At 74.5% G+C, this 20,276-nt stretch carries 19 protein-coding genes and 2 pseudogenes; 11 read left to right on the forward strand and 10 right to left on the reverse strand.

The window, feature by feature from the left end; genetic code table 11:
• Window positions 1–11: 11 nt before the first annotated feature.
• The 5 genes and pseudogenes from ACZ6BG_RS17105 to ACZ6BG_RS17125 all read right to left on the reverse strand — a co-directional run bounded on the left by ACZ6BG_RS17105 (window position 12) and on the right by ACZ6BG_RS17125 (window position 4,886).
• Window positions 12–1,025 carry a Gfo/Idh/MocA family protein gene (locus ACZ6BG_RS17105; RefSeq protein ID WP_469001771.1) on the reverse strand — a complete coding sequence of 338 codons (1,014 nt, stop codon included), beginning with the start codon at window positions 1,023–1,025 and terminating at the stop codon, window positions 12–14.
• A complete protein-coding gene (locus ACZ6BG_RS17110; protein WP_469001773.1) occupies window positions 1,022–2,227 on the reverse strand; it encodes a D-alanyl-D-alanine carboxypeptidase family protein in 1,206 nt (401 codons plus the stop codon). The genes ACZ6BG_RS17105 and ACZ6BG_RS17110 overlap by 4 nt, the downstream gene beginning before the upstream one ends.
• Window positions 2,228–2,944 (reverse strand): hypothetical protein, encoded by a 717-nt coding sequence (locus ACZ6BG_RS17115; protein WP_469001775.1) that lies wholly within the window; start codon window positions 2,942–2,944, stop codon window positions 2,228–2,230. It abuts the gene before it with no gap.
• A 185-nt stretch (window positions 2,945–3,129) separates the two neighbouring features.
• A pseudogene (locus ACZ6BG_RS17120) lies at window positions 3,130–3,294 on the reverse strand (GNAT family N-acetyltransferase); the annotation flags it as partial.
• A gap of 296 nt (window positions 3,295–3,590) precedes the next feature.
• Entirely contained in the window at window positions 3,591–4,886 is a 1,296-nt protein-coding gene (locus tag ACZ6BG_RS17125; RefSeq protein WP_469002961.1) for an MFS transporter, read from the reverse strand.
• Between the two features lie 256 nt (window positions 4,887–5,142).
• Between ACZ6BG_RS17125 and ACZ6BG_RS17130 the strand changes: the two genes are divergently transcribed.
• Both ACZ6BG_RS17130 and ACZ6BG_RS17135 read left to right on the forward strand, forming a co-directional pair.
• Complete coding sequence (locus ACZ6BG_RS17130) at window positions 5,143–5,892, forward strand: AraC family transcriptional regulator (RefSeq protein WP_469001780.1); 750 nt, start codon at window positions 5,143–5,145, stop codon at window positions 5,890–5,892.
• Window positions 5,893–5,939: 47 nt separating this feature from the next.
• On the forward strand, window positions 5,940–6,914 hold the full coding sequence (locus ACZ6BG_RS17135) for a GNAT family N-acetyltransferase (RefSeq protein WP_469001784.1): 975 nt from the start codon (window positions 5,940–5,942) through the stop codon (window positions 6,912–6,914).
• A gap of 13 nt (window positions 6,915–6,927) precedes the next feature.
• On the opposite strand, the gene ACZ6BG_RS17140 is transcribed toward ACZ6BG_RS17135, so the two are convergent.
• The gene (locus ACZ6BG_RS17140) at window positions 6,928–7,419 is read right to left on the reverse strand and encodes a glutathione peroxidase (protein ID WP_469001786.1); all 492 of its coding nucleotides are present in this window, start codon (window positions 7,417–7,419) and stop codon (window positions 6,928–6,930) included.
• 10 nt (window positions 7,420–7,429) lie between these two features.
• Window positions 7,430–8,266: an ABC transporter permease gene (locus ACZ6BG_RS17145; protein ID WP_469001790.1), complete on the reverse strand. Its 837-nt coding sequence runs from the start codon at window positions 8,264–8,266 to the stop codon at window positions 7,430–7,432.
• 107 nt (window positions 8,267–8,373) lie between these two features.
• Here ACZ6BG_RS17145 and ACZ6BG_RS17150 point away from each other — a divergent pair, with 107 nt between their 5' ends.
• The 4 genes from ACZ6BG_RS17150 to ACZ6BG_RS17165 all read left to right on the forward strand — a co-directional run bounded on the left by ACZ6BG_RS17150 (window position 8,374) and on the right by ACZ6BG_RS17165 (window position 11,752).
• On the forward strand, window positions 8,374–9,459 hold the full coding sequence (locus tag ACZ6BG_RS17150; protein WP_469001793.1) for an S-(hydroxymethyl)mycothiol dehydrogenase: 1,086 nt from the start codon (window positions 8,374–8,376) through the stop codon (window positions 9,457–9,459).
• On the forward strand, window positions 9,459–10,118 hold the full coding sequence (locus tag ACZ6BG_RS17155) for an MBL fold metallo-hydrolase (RefSeq protein WP_469001795.1): 660 nt from the start codon (window positions 9,459–9,461) through the stop codon (window positions 10,116–10,118). Before ACZ6BG_RS17150 ends, ACZ6BG_RS17155 begins: the two co-directional genes overlap by 1 nt.
• A gap of 204 nt (window positions 10,119–10,322) precedes the next feature.
• Entirely contained in the window at window positions 10,323–11,039 is a 717-nt protein-coding gene (locus tag ACZ6BG_RS17160; RefSeq protein WP_469001799.1) for a DUF2470 domain-containing protein, read from the forward strand.
• A 125-nt stretch (window positions 11,040–11,164) separates the two neighbouring features.
• Window positions 11,165–11,752 carry an isochorismatase family protein gene (locus tag ACZ6BG_RS17165; protein WP_468459071.1) on the forward strand — a complete coding sequence of 196 codons (588 nt, stop codon included), beginning with the start codon at window positions 11,165–11,167 and terminating at the stop codon, window positions 11,750–11,752.
• Between the two features lie 148 nt (window positions 11,753–11,900).
• On the opposite strand, the gene ACZ6BG_RS17170 is transcribed toward ACZ6BG_RS17165, so the two are convergent.
• Complete coding sequence (locus ACZ6BG_RS17170) at window positions 11,901–12,878, reverse strand: 2-dehydropantoate 2-reductase (protein WP_469001805.1); 978 nt, start codon at window positions 12,876–12,878, stop codon at window positions 11,901–11,903.
• Between the two features lie 125 nt (window positions 12,879–13,003).
• Here ACZ6BG_RS17170 and ACZ6BG_RS17175 point away from each other — a divergent pair, with 125 nt between their 5' ends.
• Window positions 13,004–13,654, forward strand: coding sequence for a CGNR zinc finger domain-containing protein (locus tag ACZ6BG_RS17175; protein ID WP_469001807.1), 651 nt, complete (start codon window positions 13,004–13,006; stop codon window positions 13,652–13,654).
• Window positions 13,655–13,689: 35 nt separating this feature from the next.
• On the opposite strand, the gene ACZ6BG_RS17180 is transcribed toward ACZ6BG_RS17175, so the two are convergent.
• Window positions 13,690–14,925, reverse strand: coding sequence for a lactonase family protein (locus ACZ6BG_RS17180; RefSeq protein WP_469001809.1), 1,236 nt, complete (start codon window positions 14,923–14,925; stop codon window positions 13,690–13,692).
• Window positions 14,926–15,142: 217 nt separating this feature from the next.
• Between ACZ6BG_RS17180 and ACZ6BG_RS17185 the strand changes: the two genes are divergently transcribed.
• Together ACZ6BG_RS17185 and ACZ6BG_RS17190 are read left to right on the forward strand one after the other, a co-directional pair.
• A complete protein-coding gene (locus tag ACZ6BG_RS17185; protein ID WP_469001813.1) occupies window positions 15,143–16,369 on the forward strand; it encodes a hypothetical protein in 1,227 nt (408 codons plus the stop codon).
• A gap of 100 nt (window positions 16,370–16,469) precedes the next feature.
• Entirely contained in the window at window positions 16,470–17,168 is a 699-nt protein-coding gene (locus tag ACZ6BG_RS17190) for a TNT domain-containing protein (RefSeq protein ID WP_469002963.1), read from the forward strand.
• A gap of 51 nt (window positions 17,169–17,219) precedes the next feature.
• Here ACZ6BG_RS17190 and rpmF read toward each other — a convergent pair whose 3' ends face one another.
• The gene (gene rpmF, locus ACZ6BG_RS17195) at window positions 17,220–17,390 is read right to left on the reverse strand and encodes a 50S ribosomal protein L32 (protein ID WP_469001816.1); all 171 of its coding nucleotides are present in this window, start codon (window positions 17,388–17,390) and stop codon (window positions 17,220–17,222) included.
• A 686-nt stretch (window positions 17,391–18,076) separates the two neighbouring features.
• Here rpmF and ACZ6BG_RS17200 point away from each other — a divergent pair.
• Window positions 18,077–18,832 (forward strand): annotated as a pseudogene (locus ACZ6BG_RS17200) (MerR family transcriptional regulator); the annotation flags it as partial.
• A gap of 188 nt (window positions 18,833–19,020) precedes the next feature.
• Window positions 19,021–20,235, forward strand: a complete 1,215-nt coding sequence (locus ACZ6BG_RS17205; RefSeq protein ID WP_469002966.1) for a glycosyltransferase — start codon at window positions 19,021–19,023, stop codon at window positions 20,233–20,235.
• Window positions 20,236–20,276 lie beyond the last annotated feature (41 nt).

A 20,276-nucleotide genomic window follows, 5' to 3' on the forward strand; every position in this document is an offset into this window, starting at 1 on the left:
AAGGCAGGCTCTCAGCCGTGGAGCGCGGGCCGCTCCGCCAGGTCGACCGCGACCCGCGTGCCGTCGGCGAGCGCTCGGACCCCGGCCTCGGCGACGGCCGCCGCCGCGTACCCGTCCCACGCGCTCGGACCCGCCACCCGCCCCTCGCGGACACCGGCCACCCACTCGCGCACCTCGCGGTCGTAGGCGTCGGCGAACCGCGCCACGTAGTCCTGCGCGATGTCCCGCCGGGCGCGCCCGGCCGAGCGCACCACCATGCCGGGCGCGTCGCCGATCCGGGCGCTGCCCCGCTCGCCGACCGCCTCGCACGTGACCTCGTAGCCGAACCCGCAGTTGACGAAGATCTCCACGTCCACGAGGGCGCCGCCCGCGGTCTCGAAGAGCACCAGCTGCGGGTCCTGGAGCCCGGCGGGGGCGGCCGCCGACGGCCGCGGCCGGAGCACGGTCACCGCGGTGACCTCGTCGCCGAGCAGCCAGCGCGCCGCGTCGATCTCGTGCGACACCGAGCTGCTGATCAGCGTCGCGGAGGTGAAGTGCGGGGGCGAGGACACATTGCGATGGCGGCAGTGCAGCATCAGCGGCCTGCCGATGCTCCCGCTGTCCAGGAGCGCCTTGAGCCCGCGGTACTCGGTGTCGTACCGGCGCATGAACCCCACCTGGATCAGCCGCCGCCCGCCGCGTGCCTCCGCCTCGACCACGCGAAGCGCGGCCCGGGCGTCGGCGGCGAGCGGCTTCTCGCACAGCACGGGCAGGCCGCGCGCGAGGGCCGCGAGCAGCGCCTCCTCGTGCGCGTGGTCGGGCGAGGCCACCAGGACCGCCCCCACCCCGGGCTCGGCGAGGGCCGCGAGCGCGTCGGCGTGCACGCGCACGCCCTCGATCCCGGCGGCCGCCGCCTCGCCCCGCGCCCGGTCCGGGTCCGCGACGGCCACGACGTGGGCCCCGGTCACGGACCGGGCGAGGCGCCGCACATGGTCGGCGCCCATGTGCCCGGCGCCGAGCACGGCCACCCCCAACGGTTCGCTCACGGCACGAACTCCCCTCCCAGCGCTCTGCGTCGGGCCACGGTAGCCGCCCGCCGCCGCACGATCACCACGCACCCGGCGATCAGCGCGGTCGAGCCGACGCCGACCAGGACGAGGGCGGGCCAGTCGGAGCCGTCGTCGGTCGCGGCGGGCGGCACGATCGCGGCCGCCGCGGTGTGGCGCACCCGGTTCGGGGCCTTGCGGGGCTTGACGGGCAGCAGCGAGCCCACCGGCCGCGCCCGGCCGGCCGCGGCGAAGCCCCAGTCGAGAAGCGACCTGGCCTCCTCGTACACGGAATGGCCGCCCCGCTGCGGGTTCATCACCGTCACCAGGACCGTGCGCGGGCCCCGGTGGGCGGCGGCGATCAGCGTGTTCCCGGCGCCGCTGGTGTAGCCGTTCTTGACGCCGATCAGGCCCGGGTAGCGGGCCACGCCGTCGGCGCCGGTCAGCAGCCGGTTGGTGTTCCGGATGGGGTAGGACCAGTTGCCGCTGGGGAAGCGCGCGACGGCCGTCGAGCAGTAGCGGGCGAACTGCGGATCGGCGAGCCCGGCCCGCCCGAACACCGCCAGGTCGTACGCGGACGACACCTGCCCCGGCGCGTCGTAGCCGTCGGGCGAGACCACGTGGGTGTCGCGGGCGCCGAGCGAGCGGGCCTTGGCGCGCATCTGCCGCACGGTGCGGTCCCAGCCGCCGTTCATCCCGGCGAGCACGTGCACGGCGTCGTTGCCGGAGCTGAGGAACACCCCCCGCCACAGGTCGGAGACCCGGTAGCTGCGGCCCGCGGCGACCCCCACCAGGCTGCTGCCGCCGCCGACACGGGACAGCTCGCGGTCGGTGACGGTGTGCCGGGTTTCGGGGTGCAGTCGGGGCAGCGCGGTGAGCGCGAACAAGGACTTGAGCGTGGAGGCGGGCGGCAGTCGGCGGTGTGCGTTGTGCGCGGCGAGCACTTCGCCCGTCCGGGCGTCGGAGACCACCCAGGACAGGGCGGTGAGTCCGCGGGGGAGTGCCGGTGTGCGAGGTCCCGGACGCACCTGGGTTCCGGGCCGGTCGAGCAGGGACGAGGAGTACGCGGGCGGCGGCTTCGGGGGCGCGGGTTCGGCGCAGACGGCCGGTCCCGAGAGGCAGACCAGGGCCCCGGTGGCGAGGGCTGTGGCACGCAGTGCGGTGGCGCGCCGGACCGGGCGTGAAAGGTACCTGATGACCATTCAGCCACCGTAGGAGCGGGCTCCCAACTGCGCAGATCGGCTTGGCCCGGGTGGATGTACGCCGCCTTCGGACTGCTCCGCCCGGGCGGTCCGCACGGCCCGCGCGAGCACGGCCAGGGCGATGACCGCGCACACCGCGTTGCTCACCAGATCCGCCGTCAGGGACCCGCCGTCCTCCGGGCGTACGGTTAGGGCCGCCCACACGTAGGTCAGGAGCGCGCCGCCCGCGAGCGCGCACACGTGCCGCGCTTCCCAGCCGGGCCGCCGCGACCGGCGCGCGACCGCGAGCACTCCGAGGACGGCCACGAGGAACCACAGGAACACGCCGATCCACTCGAACCGGTCGGCGGTGAGGAGCACGGACGGACCCCAGTGGAGGCTGGTGCCCGCGAGGGCGAGGGCGCCCACGCGCCAGGGGGCGGGGGCGGGGCTGAGGGCGGCGGCCTCAGCGGTCGTGTCGGCCTCCGGGGCCTTCGGGTGGTCGCGGGAGATCCGCAGCGCTACGACCACCAACGCCACGATCGCGACGACGCACACGGCCAGTTGGGCGGGCGGCACGACGGAGTGCTCCTCGCTGTCGTTGCCCCAGAACACCAGGGTCGCGCCCAGGACGTACACCACCGCGGTGACGGCGAGCCCCCGGCGGCCGAGCCACGGCATGGTCCGGCGCGCGGGCACACAGGCCTCGACGAGCGCGATGGCACACAGACGCTCCACACGGTGTGCGGGGCGAGCACCGCCTGGACCAGCTCGACGCTGGCACCGAGCCCGGGCACGAACGACGGCCCGTGCAGCAGGTCCTGCCCGGCGTAGGAGTCGTTCCACAGGAGCTGATCGACGGGCCCTTCCTCGATCAGGGCGAACTCGGTCAGCGCGCGGGTGGCTTCGGAGGCGTAGCCGCGGCTCCGGCGCGAGGTGACGATGCCGTACCCGACCTCGATCGCCCCGTCGCTGGGCGGCCAGAACAGCCCGATCGAGCCGACGACCAGGCCACCGTCGCGCTCGGCCACGAGCCGGTGGCCGTGGCGGGCGGGGCCCTCGGGGTGCTCGGTGAGGAAACCGGCGATGAAGCGGTCGCCCTCGGCGGGGAAGTCCGGCGCCCAGTCGGCGCGGCGGGAGCCGCCCGACGACGGCGGTCAGTTCGTCCGGCGACCACGGACGCAGCGCGAGCCGGTCCGTGAGCAGGTCCCCGGCGGGGTCGGAGGAGGAGAACGAGAAAGAGGCGGAAGGTGCTGAAGAGGCGGAAGAGGCGGAAGCAGCCATGCGGAACTCCTGGTCGATTCAGACGACCGGGCCGCGACTCACTGTCCCTGCGCGGCCCGGACAAGGGCATGCTGACGACGGGCCTGGCAGGCCATGTTCATCAACCTCCTTCGTCGGAGCGGCAGTCCGGGGCGGGCGCGGAAGGTGCACGCGTCACCGGATCGTGGCAAGGGTGTTCGACGGTCGGTGTGGCGGCTCCTCCGCCCCGGCCGGGCGCTGCCTCGGCGGACATCGGCTCGGCCCCGGCGGGGGCGGCCTCGGCCGTGGCGGGCGCCGCCTCCGGCATCGCGGGCTCGCGCAGCGGGCGCAGCAGGAGCCAGCCCACGGCGGGCAGGGCGATCAGCGGCGCGAGGGCGACCTGGAGGGACGTCCTGTCGGCCAGGGCGCCGATGAGAGGGCTGGCGAGGCCGCCGACGCTGACGGTCAGGCCGAGCGTGACGCCGCCGGCGGTGCCCATGTGCCGGGGCAGATAGTCCTGGCCGAGCGTGATGTGCAGCGAGAAGGGTACGTACAGGCACGCCGACGTGAGCGCGACGAAGAGGTACAGCGCCGGGCCCGGGACGAGGACGACCCCGGCGACGGCGAGGACACTCAGCGCGTACGACCACCGCACGACCGGCACGCGGCTGTAGCGGGTGGCGAGCCGACCCCCGGCCACCGTGCCCACCGCCCCGCCGACGTAGAGCACGAACAGCGCCGCCATACCCGCGAACTCCCCGCCGAAGGCGCGCTCGCGCACGTACAGCGCGATGAACGCGCTCAGCCCGACGAACACGATCGAGCGGCACACCACGGCACCGGACAGGCGCAGGAACGACGGCCAGTCGTCGCTGCCGTCGGCGGTGCCGCCGCGCGCCGACGCTGTCACCGACCCGGGCGCCCGCAGGGCCCGCAGCGCCGCCATGCACAGAGCCGCGCCCGCGACGGCGGGGACGACGAGCAACGGGGACGCGCCCAGACCGCCGGTGGCGACGACGGCGGCCACCAGCAACGGGGCCGTGGCGAAGCCGATGTTGCCGCCCAGCGAGAACCACCCCATCGAGGTGTGGCTGCCCCGGCTGGCGAGGCGCGCCACCCGGGCCGCCTCGGGGTGGTACGCGGCGACGCCGATCCCGGAGACGGCGACGACCGCCAGGGTGAGGGCGTACGAGCCGCCGACGCCGCTGAGCGCGACACCGGCGCCGCCCACCAGCGTGCTCACCGGCAGCAGCCACGGCATCGCCCACTTGTCGGTGAGCGCCCCGAACAGCGGCTGCACCACCGAGGAGAGGAGCGAGGCGGCCAGGACGATGCCGGAGGCGGCGGCGTAGGAGTAGGCCCGCTCGGCCACGAAGTACGGCACGAGCGCGGCGACCGACCCTTGGTACACGTCCACGCAGGCGTGGCCGAGGGCCATGAGGGTGAGGGGTCGGTCGCGGGCGGTGCGCCGTCGCGGCGCGGAGCCGGGGCGGGGCTGCGAGCGGGGTGGGACCGTGGTCCTGTCTGTGGGCACGTGTCGATCGTCGCGAGGGGACCCGGTGTCGGGCTTCCGATAAAGTGCCAGTTTGTATCGATGTTCCGCCAGGGGGTGCGCCGAAGGCCCGCCCTGGTCCGGCCGACCGCCTGCCGGAGGCCCCGTCGGCCGCCCGCCCCGCCCGGAGGTGCCACCGCCCGTGCCGGAAGCCGTCCGCCACACCCCCAAGGCCCCCACTCACGTCCGGACCCTGGCCGCCGGGCAGCGCATCGACGCCCACCGGCACGACGACCACCAGATCGTCCTGCCGGGCAACGGGGTCGTCGCCGTCACCACCGAGGCCGGTACGTGGTTCGCGCCCGGGACGCGCGCCATCTGGGTGCCCGCGGGCACCGTCCACGCCCATCGCGCCCACGGCCGCCTGAACGCGTACTTCGTGGGCTTCCCCGCGGGCGAGAACCCGCTGGGCCTCGACGCGCCCACTGTCCTGTCCGTGAGCCCGCTGCTGCGCGAGCTGATCATCGAATACACGCGGGTCCCCACCGACACCGGCCCCGAACGCCGCAGGCTGCGCGCGGTCCTGCTCGACCAGCTGTGCGCGTCCCCGCAGCAGCCGATGCAGCTCCCCACCCCGTCCGACCCGCGCCTCGCGGCGGTCTGCGCCCTCGTCCACGACCACCCCGAGGACCCCCGCACGCTGGCCGCGCTCGGCGCCGCGACCGGCGTCGGCGAGCGCACCCTCAGCCGCCTCTTCCGCGCCGAACTGGGCATGACCTTCCCGCAGTGGCGCACCCAGTCGCGCCTCTACCACGCCCTGCGGATGCTCGCGGACGACACACCCGTCACCACCGTGGCGCGGCGCTGCGGCTGGTCGTCGCCGAGCGCGTTCATCGACGTCTTCCGCAGGTCCTTCGGGTACACGCCCGGCACTCACAACCGCCGCCCCTGACGACGGCCCCCGGCCGGGGCGGCGCCGAGGGTGCTTATGAAGCCCTCATGGCTGATCCGGACCCCTCGACCCGTCCCTCCGCGTGGGATCCGGAGCTGGGCTTCCCGCCGCCCGGCGAGGTGCTGCACCGGCTGCGTACCCAGCGGGGCATGTCACTGCGTCAGGTCGCCGCCGAGTGCGGCCTCTCCGTCTCCTTCCTGGCGTCCCTGGAGCGCGGCGAGACCGACATCGCCCTGGAGCGCCTCGGCCGGCTCGCGAAGGTCTTCGGGCACGACGTCGGCTCGTTCCTCGGGTTCTCCCGCGGGCGGGCCGCCCCCTCGGTCTTCCCCAGGGAGGAGCGGGAGACGCTGAACCGGGCGCCCGGTGTCGTCTACCACGTGCTGCGCTCACCGGAACTCGGATACCAGGTCGTCACCGGCGACTTCGCCCCCGGCTGCGGCCTCACCGAGGATCTCCGGCACGAGGGCACCGACCTCGTCACGGTCACCCGCGGCACCCTCGTGGCCCGCTACAACGGCGTGGACCACGCGCGCGCGGCCACGGTGCGCGCGGCGGCCGCCTCGGTCGAGGCGCCGTACACCTGGCTCAAGTTTCCCGGGGAGCCCCGCGACGCGGAACCGTGGCTCCCCGAGGGCTGGGTGGTCGACGAGGAGGAGTCGGGCCTTCTGATGACGGTCGGGCTCCGGCCCACGGAGCCGGTGGCGCCCGACGGCTGCACCGCGTCGGTCGAGACGGACGACGGCGTCACCTTCGTGCGCGTGCACGACGCCGCCGGCGACCTCGCGGCCCAGGGCCAGATGGCCGTCCTCGGGCAGGCGAGCGTCGTGGACCGCGTCGTGACCCAGGAGGCCCACCGCCGCCGCGGCCTCGGTGGCTTCGTCATGCGTACGCTCGCCGACGAGGCTCCGGCGCGCGGGGCGAGGGTGGGCGTCCTGGGCGCGACCGACGACGGGCGCGCGCTGTACGGAACGCTGGGCTGGCGGCTCAGCACGCCGCTGACGGAGTGCGTGTACCGGCCCTGAGGAGGCGGACGCGTCAGGCGGGGAGGTGCGCCTCGATCGCGGAGACGACCTCCGCGGCGTCCGGCTCCGTCTGCGGGGAGAAGCGGGCGACGACCTTGCCCGAGCCGTCGACCAGGAACTTCTCGAAGTTCCAGCGCACGTCCCCGGTGTGGCCCTCGGCGTCCGCGGTCGGCACCAGGCGCTGGTACAGCGCGTGCCGCGCGTCGCCGTTGACGTCGACCTTCTCCGTCATGGGGAAGGTCACGCCGTACGTCGCCGAGCAGAACTCGGCGATCTCCTCGGACGTGCCGGGCTCCTGGCCCATGAACTGGTTGCAGGGCACGCCGAGGACGGTGAAGCCGCGTGCGGCGTACGTCTCGTGGAGGCGCTCCAGGCCCGCGTACTGCGGGGTCAGCCCGCACTTGGAGGCGACGTTGACGATGAGGACGGCCTTGCCCAGGTACTGGGACAGGTTCGCCGGGCCGCCCTGGAGGGTGTCGATCTCTACTGCGTCGTAAACAGACATGAAGCGGAGCCTACGCGTCGGCCGTGCGGCCGGACGCGGCGGCACCGGGCGGTGTCCCCGGGGTGTCCTGGGGCTGGTCACGGTGCAGCCTGCCGTGCGCGACCAGTTCGACGGTGAGGGCCACGGCCACCGCCTGCACGGCCATCAGGGCGATCAGGACGAAGAGCTGCACGGCGCCCGCCTGCACCGGAGACGCGCCGCCGAGCAGCATGCCGACGAACGCGCCGGGCAGCGTGACGAGGCCGACGGTGCGGGTCTGGTCGAGGCCCGGCAGGAGGGCGTCGGACGCGGCCGGGCGGATCACTTCGAGGCGGGCGTGGCGGGGCGGCAGACCGATGGCGAGGCCCGCTTCGAACTCGCCGAACCGGGTACGCAGTTCGTCCAGGGCGCGGCGGCCGCCGAGGACCGTCGCCGTGAGCGCGCCGCCGATGAGGATGCCGGTCACGGGGATCATCGCGATGCCGTGGACGGGGACGAGGCCCGCGAGGGTGAGGGCGGCGACGACCGGCACCACGGGCGCCGCGATGGGCGCGGCCGCCCACCACCAGGTGCCGTTCGGGGTGATGCGCCGCCCGGCCGTGCGGGCGGCCACGGCGCACATCAGGAACAGGAAGGCGAACAGTGCCGCCGTGTGGTGGACCACCCAGCCGATCAGGAGCGACACCGCGGCGAGTTGAGCCGTCGCCCGCACCCCGGCCACGACGATCTCCCGCGCCCGGCCCCGCGACGCGTCCGGCGAGAGCCGGAACACGGCGGCCACCGTCGCCGCGGCGAGGAGCAGCACGACCAGCACGACGGCGAGCGTGACGTTCACGGGCAGCAGGGTCTGAGCAGCGATTTCACGCACGTGCTCACCCTAGGCGCGGGGGGCCGTAGGCTCCTCGTACCGGCGCGTCCCGGCCCCTGGGGCGGCGGCGCCGGACGGGACGTACAGGCGAGAGAAGGGCGAGAGTCATGGCGCAGCAAGTGCGGGGCGTGGTCGCACGCGCGAAGGGTGAGCCGGTACGGATCGAGACGGTCGTCGTGCCGGACCCGGGGCCGGGCGAAGCCGTGGTGAAGGTCCAGGCGTGCGGGGTCTGCCACACCGACCTGCACTACCGCGAAGGCGGCATCAACGACGAGTTCCCGTTCCTGCTCGGGCACGAGGCGGCGGGCGTCGTCGAGTCGGTGGGCGAGGGCGTCACCGAGGTCGCGCCCGGCGACTATGTGATCCTCAACTGGCGTGCCGTGTGCGGCCAGTGCCGCGCCTGCAAGCGCGGCCGCCCCCAGTACTGCTTCGCCACCCACAACGCGAAGCAGAAGATGACCCTGACCGACGGCACCGAGCTCGCGCCCGCGCTCGGCATCGGCGCGTTCGCGGAGAAGACGCTGGTCGCCGCCGGGCAGTGCACGAAGGTGGACCCGGCCGCGTCCCCGGCCGCGGCGGGCCTGCTCGGCTGCGGCGTGATGGCCGGGCTCGGCGCCGCGATCAACACCGGCGGGGTGGGGCGCGGCGACTCGGTGGCCGTCATCGGCTGCGGCGGCGTCGGCAACGCCGCCGTCGTCGGCGCCCGGCTCGCCGGCGCCGCGAAGATCATCGCCGTGGACATCGACGACCGGAAGCTGGAGACCGCCCGCGGCCTCGGCGCCACCGACACCGTCAACTCCCGCACGAGCGACCCCATCGAGGCCATCCGCGAGCTGACCGGCGGCTTCGGCGCCGACGTCGTCATCGAGGCGGTCGGCCGCCCCGAGACGTACGAGCAGGCCTTCTACGCCCGGGACCTCGCGGGCACGGTCGTCCTGGTCGGCGTGCCCACGCCGGAGATGCGGATCGACCTGCCTCTGCTCGACGTCTTCGGGCGCGGCGGCGCGCTCAAGTCCAGCTGGTACGGGGACTGCCTGCCCTCGCGCGACTTCCCGATGCTCATCGACCTGTACCGGCAGGGGCGGCTCGACCTGGACGCGTTCGTCACCGAGACGATCGCGCTCGACGAGGTCGAGAAGGCCTTCGAGCGGATGCACCACGGGGACGTGCTGCGTTCGGTGGTGGTCTTCTGATGGCCGCCTTTGAAGGCCCCGCGACGCCGGGCGGCGCGCGCGTCGACCACCTCGTCACCTCCGGCACGTTCTCGCTGGACGGCGGCACCTGGGACGTCGACAACAACGTATGGATCGTCGGTGACGACCACGAGGCCGTCGTCATCGACGCCGCGCACGACGCGGAGGCCATCGCGGCCGCCGTGGGGGAGCGGCGCCTGGTGGCGATCGTGTGCACGCACGCCCACGACGACCACGTCGACGCGGCGCCCGCCCTCGCCGACCGCACCGGCGCGCCTGTCCTGCTGCACCCGGCCGACCTGGAGCTGTGGAAGCTCACCCACCCCGACCGCGCGCCGGACGGCGAGCTGGCCGACGGGCAGGAGCTGACCGTCGCCGGGACGGTGCTGCGGGTCCTGCACACCCCGGGCCACTGCCAGGGCGCGGTGAGCCTGTACGCCCCGGCGCTCGGCACGGTCTTCACCGGGGACACGCTCTTCGCGGGCGGTCCCGGCGCGACCGGTCGGTCCTTCAGCGACTTCCCGACGATCGTGGACTCCATCCGCGACCGGCTCTTGACGCTGCCGCCGGAGACGGTGGTGCGCACCGGCCACGGCGACAGCACGACGGTCGGGGCGGAGGCACCGCACCTGGAGGAGTGGATCGCGCGCGGTCACTGACCCGCCACCCGGTTCCGGCGGCCGCGCCCGTCCGGTTCCGACGCGCCCGGCACGGCGCACGGGCCACCCCTGAGCACGGCTCGGGGGTGGCCTTCGTCGTGCGCGCACGGCGTCCCGGACACGTTCACGACACCGCGCACGCGTGCTGGCAGCGCGACACGATCTCCGATAAGTTAGGCAAGGCTTACCTAATGGAGGTTGAGGATGGGTGTCCGACACGTCAGCACGACCATGCCCAGCGCGGCGGCGCGCGCCCGCTCCGTGCTCGCCACCGCCTGGTCCTGCGCGGTGACCACGGAGATCGGCAGAGACGACCTCGTCGGCGCCCACACCGTCAGCGAGCGGGGCACGGTGCTGCTGCACCCGCCGGAGGACAGCGCCCTCGCCGCCGCGCTGATCTGCGCCCCGCGCGGCGAGCCGTCCACGCTCGTGGAGTTCGCGGACGTCGCGCCGGTGCCGGTCAGGGACCGGGTGCGCTCCCGGCTCTGGCTCTCGGGGACCCTCACGGCGACCCGCGACCACCTCGTCTTCGAGCCCGCCTGCGCGGTGCTGCACGACGGAAGCGGCCGCACCGGCATCGACCTCGAGGAGTTCGCGCTCGCCGACGCCGACCCGCTCGCGCACGCCGAGGCCCGGCTCCTCACACACCTGGCCGACTCGCACCCCGAGGCCGTCGAACAGCTCACCCGGCTCGTCGCCGCCGACAGCCTCGCCGGAGTCGTCGACGTCAAACCGCTCGCCATCGACCGTCACGGCCTGACCCTGCGCCTGGAACGCGTCAGCAGCCAGGCCGACGTACGGCTGCCGTTCCACGAACCGGTCGAGGATCTCGGACAAGTCACCGAGCGCATGCACACCCTGCTCACCAATGCCAGGCTGCTGCGTCGGCCCGTGCTGCGTCCGGCGCCGCCCGAGTCCTGAGGCCCGCCCCGGACCGGCGGGCGGCGGTCGTCCCGGTCGGCGGGCCCGACCGGCGGGAGGACACCTCGCACGTGTGAGCGGCCCCCGGTGTCGGGCGCGCGCAACGCGCGGGGATGATGGGCCACATGAGTCCCGCCACCGCAGAATTCGAACCCGTCGAGCCTGTTCAGGCCCTGATCATCATCGATACCCAGTCGGGCTTCGTCACCGGTGACGAAGCCGTGCCCGGCGCGCGCCACCTGCTGTCGCGCGTCGAGCAACTCCTCGCCAAGGCGCGGGCCGCCGGCGCGCTCGTCGTCCAACTGCAGAACGACGGCCCGGACGGCACCCTGGACGAACCGGGCACACCCACGTGGGAGCTGCACTTCCCGGTGGACACCGAACGCGGTGAACTGCTGTTCCGCAAGACCGTCGACGACGGCTTCGAGGAGACCGAACTCGAAGACGTGCTGCGGGAGGAGGGCGTCACCTCGCTCACCGTCTGCGGCGTCATGTCGGAGATGTGCGTAAGCGCCACCGCGCGCACCGCCCTGGACCTGGACTTCCGCCTCGTCATCGCCCATGACGCGCACGGGACGTACGACATTCCGGAGGCGCCGGGCATCAGCGACGCCATCCCGGCGGCGACGGTGTCGCGGGTCGCGGAGTGGGCGCTCGGCGACGAGGTCGAGATCGTGGCGAGTGCGGACGACGTGAGTTTCGTCGCGCCGTAGTCGACGGTCGTGCGGTCGCTGGTTGCGCGGCCGCGGATTGCGTGGCCGACGGCCGCGTGGCCGACGGATCGCCTCCCCCGTGGTCCGGTGCCGGGCTCGGCCCTTGGCGCCGGACCACGGGAGTGCTGGGTCGTGCGGGCGGTGGCCGTCAGCCCTCGCCGCGCCCGGCCTGCTCCCCGGCCCGGGCCGCCAGCACGCTCGCCACCTCGTGCAGGTAGCCGTTGACGGGGGTCGGCGTCCCGGTGCGACCGCCCAGGCGCACCACCGAGCCGTTCCACGCGTCCAGTTCGGACGGGCGGCCGGAGCGGATGTCGCGGTGGAGCGACGAGGTGCCCTCGGCGGGCTGCTGGTCGATGAAGTCCAGGGTGCGGGTCACGATGTCGTCCGGGAGGCGGACGTCCAGGGCCCGTGCGACCCGCTCGATCTCCGTCATCCCCTCGACCAGCAGCCGCCGGGTGCCCGGGCGCGAGCGCAGCACCCCGAACGGGGCGTCCGTCACCGTGCCGAGGCCGCCGAAGGGCACCACGAACAGGAACTTGGCCCACAGCTCGGCCCAGATGTCGTCGGGCACGGTGACGCTCACGCCCGCCCCGTCGAGCGCCGCGCGCAGCCGCTCGACGCGGGGCGTGGCGCGGTTGTCCCACTCCGTGAAGGCGAGCGAGCCGGGGCCGCCGATGTGCCGCACCCGGCCAGGGCCGTCCAACTGCGCCAGGATCTTCGCGGTGCCGGGCAGGACCGCGTCCCTGCCGACCTCTTGGGCCACCTGCTCCGGCGCCTCGACGCCGTTCTGCAGGGTCACCACCGCCGTGTCCGGGCCGACCAGGGGCTTCAACGCGGCGATGGCGGGCGGCAGTTGCCAGGTCTTGACGCACAGCAGGACGACGTCGACCTCGCCGATGTCGTGCGTGTCGTCGCTCGCGCGCGCCGGGGTGACGGTGAAGTCGCCCGCCGGGGTCTCGACGGTCAGGCCGTCACGCCGCAGGGCCTCCAGATGGGCGCCGCGCGCGACGAACCCGACGTCGTGCCCGGCCTCCGCGAGCCGCCCGCCGAAGTAGCCGCCCACACCGCCGGTGCCGACCACCGCGACCTTCAGCGCCCCGCCCGCGTCCCGTGCCGTCTCCGCCATGAAGAACCTCCCCGTGTGCCGACGCCGGGCCGCCGCGCGGCACCCGGCGGGGCCGCACGCTCGGCGACCCCGCCCCCACCCTAGCGAGTTACTCCCTCATGGGGTAACGCTGCTAGCGTGCGGTCATGACCAAGGCGCGCACCGCCCCCGCGGCAGCTGACCGCGAACCGTTTGCCGCCGACCGGGAGTTCCGCTGGCACGGCGGCCGGACGTCGCTGAACCTCACCGCGACCGTGGGCAGGCGCGGCCAGGGCGCCGTCGAGCGGCTGCGGGACCCGTCGGACCTGTCCCGCTGGTTCCGCGACGCAGGCATGACGGAGTATCACCTCGCTGTTTCCCAGCAGGAGTTGGCGGTCGCGCGGGCTCTGCGTGAGGCCGTCCACCGGATCGCGGCGGCGGTACGCGAGGCCACCGCACCCGAAGCGGCGGACCTGGACCTCCTCAACCACTGGGCGGCGCGGCCGCTCCCCGGCGCGGGCCTCACCCTCGACGGCGACGGCACTCCCCGGCTGCTGCCACCCGCCCTCGACACCCCCGGCCTGCTCGGCCTGCTGGCCCGCGACGCTGCGGACCTGCTCGGCGGCCCCCTGTCCGGACGGATCCGCGAGTGCGCCGCCGCCGACTGCACCCTGCTGTTCGTCGACGAGAGCCGGGCGGGGGCGCGGCGCTGGTGCTCGATGGACGCCTGCGGGGCGCGGGCGAAGATGGCGGAGTACCGGGCCCGCAGGCGCGGCGGGACGTCGGCCCGCTCGCGCGGCGGCACGCGCCCCGACTGACCGGAGAGGTCGCGCCACCGCAACGCCGCCCCGCCTCACAGCGGCAACGCGCACACCGCCATCGGAGCTCCGAACGGCTTCCCCGCGAGGGCGAGTTCACCGGTGCGCCCGTCCACGCGAAAGACGCTCACCGACCCCGACCGCTGGTTCGCGGCGAACAGCAGGCGGCCCGACGGCGCGAGGGCGATGTGCCGGGGGAAGTCCCCGCCCACCGGCACCGTGTCGAGCAGCCGGAGGCGGGCCCCGTCGCGCTCGACGGCGTACCGGGTGAGGCTGTTGTCGCCGCGGTTGGCCAGGAAGGCGAAGCTGCCGTCGGCGGTCACGACGGGCTGCGCCGGGTAGCTCGTGACGCCGGGCCTGGTGCCCGTGGGCTGCGGCTCGCCCGGTGAGAGCCGACCGGTCGCGGGGTCGTAGCCGCAGACCACGACCGTGTTGTCGAGTTCGTCGGCGACGTACGCGAACCGCCCCGACGGATGGAAGGCGAGATGCCGGGGCCCCGCGCCCGGCCGCACCGTCGCGTACGACACGCGGCTCAGCCTCCCTGCCTTCGTGTCGAGCCGGTACGTGTACACCGTGTCGGTGCCCAGATCGACGGCGAGCACGTACCGGCCGTCCGGGGCGGTGACCATCTGGTGCGCGTGCGGGCCCTGCTGCCCCGGTCCCGGCGGGGGCGTGGAGTGCGTGACGAGGTCGGTGCGTTCGCCGAGCGCGCCGGACGCCTCGATCGGGTGCACGGCCACGCTGCCGGACGTGTAGTTGGCGCTGAGCAGCCAGCGGCCGCCGGGGTGCACGGAGACATGGCAGGGCCCGGCGCCGCCGGTGCCGCGCGTGCCGAGGACGCGGTGGTCGCCGTCGGGGGAGAGCGCGATCGCGGTCACCCCGCCCTGCTCCCGCTCGTTGACGGCGTACAGCGTCCGCCCCGACGGATGGGCCGCCAGATACGACGGATCCGGTACGCCACCGAGCGTGCCGACGCCGGTGACATCGCCCGTCTCCTCGTCGTACGTCGCGAGTCCGATGCCCTTGCCACCGCCCGACTGCGAGGTGTACGTGCCGAGGAACAGCGGCCGTTGACCGCGCGGGCCGGCCCCGGACCTGGCGGCTCGTGCGGCGACCGGCGGCGTGGCGGAGGTCCCGGCGGAACCCGTGGCGCCGGAGCGGCCCGCGGCACCGGACGAGCCCGAGGAACCGGAGATGCCGGAGGCGATCACGCCGGTCGTGACCGCCGTGGCCGCGGCCAGTCCCGTACCGAGGAACCGCCTTCTGTTCATGACTCCACTCATGACTCCACCTTGCGGGTCAGTGGTGACGGATGTGGCAGACACAGTGGCCCCGAACCCTGCCAACAGGCAAGAGCCGCAACCTGGGTTGCAGTATGCGCAACAACATTCCCCGTGCTTCTTCCGCCGTGTGGGGGAGGAGGGTGGTCCACGGGAGCGATGTGCGGGCCGTGGCCGGACGGCAGGGTCTCAGGCGCAGGCCCCCTGTGTGCCTGGCCGTTTCCCGTCGAGCCGCATCCTGGAGGACCCCGTGGCGCTCCCCGCCCGCACCGCCCGCACGGAGACCGTGCCCGCCCCGCCACCGCCTCCCTCGCCCTCCGCTTCCACCCCGGCCCCACCGACGCGGGGCCCCGCGCTCTGGTGGCGGCGCTGGCCCACCTGGGCGCCCCGCGCCACCGCGGCCTGGGGCGTCGCGTATGCCCTGGCCCAGACGCTGTGGGCCGCCACCGGCACCGTCGTACCGATAGCCGGGGACAGACACACCCCGGCCGCCCTCCAACTCCTCCTGGCCGCCCTCGCCCTGCTCGCCGCCGCCGTCGGCCTCGCCACGACGAGGCCGCTCAGCGGCCGGGCCCGCCGCGCCGTGGGCGTCGCGCTGGCCGTGCTGATCCCGGCGCTCGGCTGGGGCGTGATCGGCCTCCCCCTGTACTTCGTCGTCCTCATGTCGGGCTCGGGCCTGGAGAGCGCCACCGGCCTCGCCAACCTCCTGCTGCTCACGCCCGGGACGGCCCTGCTCGGCATGGTCGCCGTCTCGTACCGCCGTCGGCGGCGCGGGAGTTGCCCCCGCTGCGGGTGGCCGCACCCGGGCGGCGGCGAGGGGCCGCTGAGTCACCCCGCCCCGTCCCTCGCGCCCCGCAGGACGCGCCTTGCCGCGTACCTGCTGCTGTGCGGACTGCTTCCGTGGTCCGTCGTGAAGACCGTCTGGCTCTTCGGCGGTGACGCGATCGGGGTGAGCGGGGAGGCCTGGCAGCGCGAGATGGAGGGGGACGCGACCGGCGGCGCGCGGGCGCTCGCCTCGGTGGGTGTGGACGTGACGGTGCTCGCCGCGCTGCTCGGGGTGTTCCTGACGCTCGGCCTCACGCACCGCTGGGGCCAGGTCTTTCCGCGCTGGACCCTGCCCCTCGCCGGTCGGCGCGTGCCCCGGCTGCTCCCGCTGATCCCGGCCTGGCTGACCGGGTTCGCTCTCGCTCTGTACGGGACGCCGCTCACGTTCGGCTCCCTGCTCATGGCCGTCGGGGTGCTGCCGAAGCCGGAGCCGCAGGGGGTGTTCACGACCGGCTCGGGGCTCGCCTGGATGGTGGCGTTCGGCGGTCTCGCCTTCGGCGGGCTCGGCTGGGGTCTCCTTGTCGCGGCCAGGTCGTACGCCGGACGTACGCGCCCGCGCTGCGTCTCCGACCCGGCCGTCGCGAAGTGGCCACGCCCGCACGGAGGTTGACCACTGAATGGTCCTGCGTCGCTACGGTGCGCGAGTGAATCGTGATGCCCGCGTCCGTGCGAGCGCAGACCTGAGGAGTCGCCGAGTGGAGCAGAGCCGTGTGATCCGGATCCGTACGACCCTGGCCGCGATGGGGGTGACGGTCGCCGTGGTGACGGCCGTCGCCGTGGCGCCCGCCGCGCACGCGGCGCCGTCCGGCATATCCACCGCCGCGACGGCCCCGGCTCCGGCGGCGAAGCCCGAGCCCTGCACCGGGGCCTTCCTTGACGACGCCCGCCTCGGCCCCAAGTGGCTGCCCAGGAAGGGGCAGAAGCCCGTCGGGCCGCTCCTGAAGAAGTGGAAGCGGACGGGCAAGCTCACGCCGTCGGCGTTCTTCAAGAAGTACTGGGAGGGCCCGGCGGACTCCGGCGGCTGGAAGTACCCGCCCAACGACGGTTTCGAGACAGTCAACGGTGAGGTCGACAAGCACCCGGAGCAGTTGGACAAGGGTGAGCTGCTCGATCGCTTCGGCTCCGAGTTCGGCTCGTTCCTCGCGCCCGCCGGGGACTCCTACGCCGAGCGCTCGCTGCCGCCGCAGAACCTCAACACCCGCGACGCCGCGTACGCCTGCGACTATCGCGTGTACAAGGTGGCGAAACCGTTCTTCGTCTGGCAGGGCGGGGTGGCCCCCTGGTTCGAGCAGCCCGGCGGCGGCGAGCAGATCAAGCTCGACCCCGTCTTCCTCGACCCCGGTGAGGGGCAGCGCCTGAACGTCAAGTGGCTCCTCGACCACGGCTACCTCCAGCCGGCCACCGCCTGACGACGCGGCGAGCCGACCGGGCCCGTGCCGGGGGCCGCCGTGGCGGGGTGGTCAGCCCTCGGGGGCGATGAGGCCGCGCTCGTACGCCTTGATCAGGCGCTGCGGTACGAGATGCGTGACGCCGTCGACCGTCACCGGCGCCAGCTGCGGGGTGGTGGCCTTCCACTGGGCGCGGCGGTGCCGCGTGTTGCTGCGGGACATCTTCCGCTTGGGTACGGCCATGGGTCCTCCAGAGTGGTGCGTGCGGGTGGGGAAGAGCTGGCCAGAGGCTATATGAAAATGGATCCCATTAACAAATGGGGGGGCATGGGTAGGACTGGGCGTCAGGCGGTGAGGGTGACCGTGGCCGCCCACGCGACATAGCCCGCGTTCACCACGCCGTGGGGGGCGTGCGTGTGGGCGGTGTCGTCGGTGCGGGCGTGCTGGTGCCGCCGCGGTACGCGCACACCGACGACACCCCGGCCGGTTTCGTCGCCGCCTTCCTGGGCCCGTGGTGCGTACGGGCCGACCCGGCCGGGCCGACCTGGCTGGACGACGGCAGCGTGCCGCGGCTGACGGCCGCGTCCGGGGCGGACCTGGACGCCGACGCGCTGCACCGGGAACTCGCCGCCCTCACCGGAGCGCCCGCGCCCGTCGACCCGCGCGTCCCGCACGCCGTGCGGAGCGGCGCCGGGGCGCCGCGCCTCGTTCGCTGCCGCCGCGCTGACGACACGACTGGTGCCCGTGCCGACCGCATGAACGGGCCTCGCGCCGACCACTCGAAGGGGCCACGTGCCGACCGCACGCCTGCACCGCACGCCGCACCAGCGGGGCCCGCGCTGCGACCGGCGCCCCCACGGTCACCGCCGCTGTTTGACCCTCACGTCACGTCAGGCTGCACGCTGTACGGCGACGACAGGGAGACGATCATGAGCTATACCGTCGGGCAGGTCGCGGGTTTCGCCGGGGTCACGGTCCGTACGCTGCACCACTACGACCGGACCGGCCTGCTCACGCCGAGCGAGCGCAGCCCCGGCGGCTACCGGCTCTACGGCGACACCGACCTCGCCCGGCTCCAGCAGATCCTCTTCTACCGCGAACTCGGCTTCGCGCTCGACGAGATCGCCCAGATCCTGACGGACCCCCAGGCCGACGCGCTCGACCTGCTGCGGGCCCGGCGCCGGACCCTGCGCGAGCAGATCGACCGCCTGGAACGGCTCGTCGAGGTCGCCGACCGCGCCATGGAGGTCCAGCAGACGGGCGTCAGGCTGACCCCGCGCGAACGCTTCGAGGTCTTCGGCGAGATCACCTTCGACCTGAGCTACGCCACCGAGGCCGAGACCAAATGGGCGGACAGCGCCGGACACAAGGAGGCCATGGCCCGCGCCGCCGCGCACTCCCAGGAGGACTGGGCCCGCCTCATGGACGAGGCGGCGGCCTGGCGGGAGCGGCTGCTCGTGGCCTTCGACGCTCACGAACCCGCCGACGGAGAGCGGGCCAGGACGCTCGCCGACGAGCACCGGCGGCACATCGGCCGCTGGTTCACCGACTGCCCGCCCGCCATGCACCTGCGCATCGCCGACGACTTCCTGACCGACGCCCGGGCGTTCGCGCTGGTCGTACCGCCCTCGCAGCAGCGCCCCGGGCTGGCCCGGTACTTGTGGGAGGCCGTCCGTGCCAACGCCGATGCCGACGTCGGTGCGGATGCCGATGTCGACGCCGATGTCGACGCCGATGTCGACGCCGATGTCGACGCCGATGTCAGCGACGACGCCGAGGCGATCGCCATTGACGACACTGAGGTGATCACCGATGCCGATACTTGCTCCAAGGGTGAAGCTAAACCTGAGGGTAAGGGTCGTGGGGGTGTGTGGTGCGAATCCTGATCACCGTCGCCGGTTCCTACGGCGACATCGCCCCATACACCGGCCTGGGCGCCCGCCTGCGCGCGGCGGGGCACGAGGTGGCGCTCGCCACGCACGAGAGCTTCGCGCCGCTGGTGCGCGGCGCCGGTCTGGGGTTCCGGCCGCTGCCCGCCGACGCGCGTGCCTCCGGGGCGACGGCGGGCCGCCGCGAGCTGATGCGGGCGGCCGGTGCCTTCGTGCGTGACCTCGGCGCCGGACTCGCGGACGCCGTCGACGACAGCGACGAACTGCTCGTCCTGTCCACGACGACGGCCCCGCTGGGCTGGCAGCTCGCGGAGGCCCACGGTGTGCCGACGATCGGCGCCTACCTCCAGCCCACCCATCCGACGGGGGAGTTCGCCCCGGTCGTGAGCGGCGCGCGGTCCCTGGGGCGCTGGGGCAACCGCGGCTTGGCGCGCTTCTCCCTGCGCATGGTCGACCGTGTGTACGCCGACGCGGTGCGGGACCTGCGGTCGCGCCTTGGGCTCCCGGCCGCCACGGTGGGCGCAGTCCGCGCCCGTCAAGAACGGGCGGGCGGGCCGGTGCTGCACGGCTTCAGCACGGCGGTCGTGCCGCGCCCGGCCGACTGGCGTGCCGGGCTCGACGTCGTCGGCAACTGGTGGCCGCACCACGATCCGGACGGGCGACTGCCGTCCCTGGTCGAGGACTTCCTGGCGGCCGGTCCGCCGCCCGTCTTCATCGGCTTCGGCAGCATGGCGGCGGGCGAGGGCGAACGCCTTGGCGAACTCGCCGTGGCGGCGCTGCGGCGGGCCGGACTCCGGGGCGTCCTGCAGTCCGGGCGGGCGGGCCTGGAGGCGTCCGGCGACGACGTACTGACCGTCGGCGAGCTGCCGCACGCCCTGCTCTTCCCCCGTATGGCCGCCGTGGTGCACCACGCGGGCGCGGGCACCACGGCGGCGGGCCTGCGCGCCGGAGTCCCGGCCGTGCCCGTGCCCGTCACCGCCGACCAGCCCTTCTGGGCGGCGCGCCTGACCGCGCTCGGCGCCGCCCCCGCTCCCGTCCCGTTCCGGGCCCTCACGGCGCCGCGCCTTGCCGACGCGCTCACCCGCGCGGTCCACGAACCGGCCTGCGCCTCCGCCGCCCTGGCCGTCTCCCGGTCGATGGCGGCGGAGGACGGGGCGGGCCGGGTCCTCACGGCCGTGGAGCGGCTCGGCCGGGGGTGAGGAGCCGGTGCCCGCCGCCACGCTTCGCGGCCGCCCCGCCG

Source organism: Streptomyces sp. NPDC041205 (genome assembly GCF_055591765.1).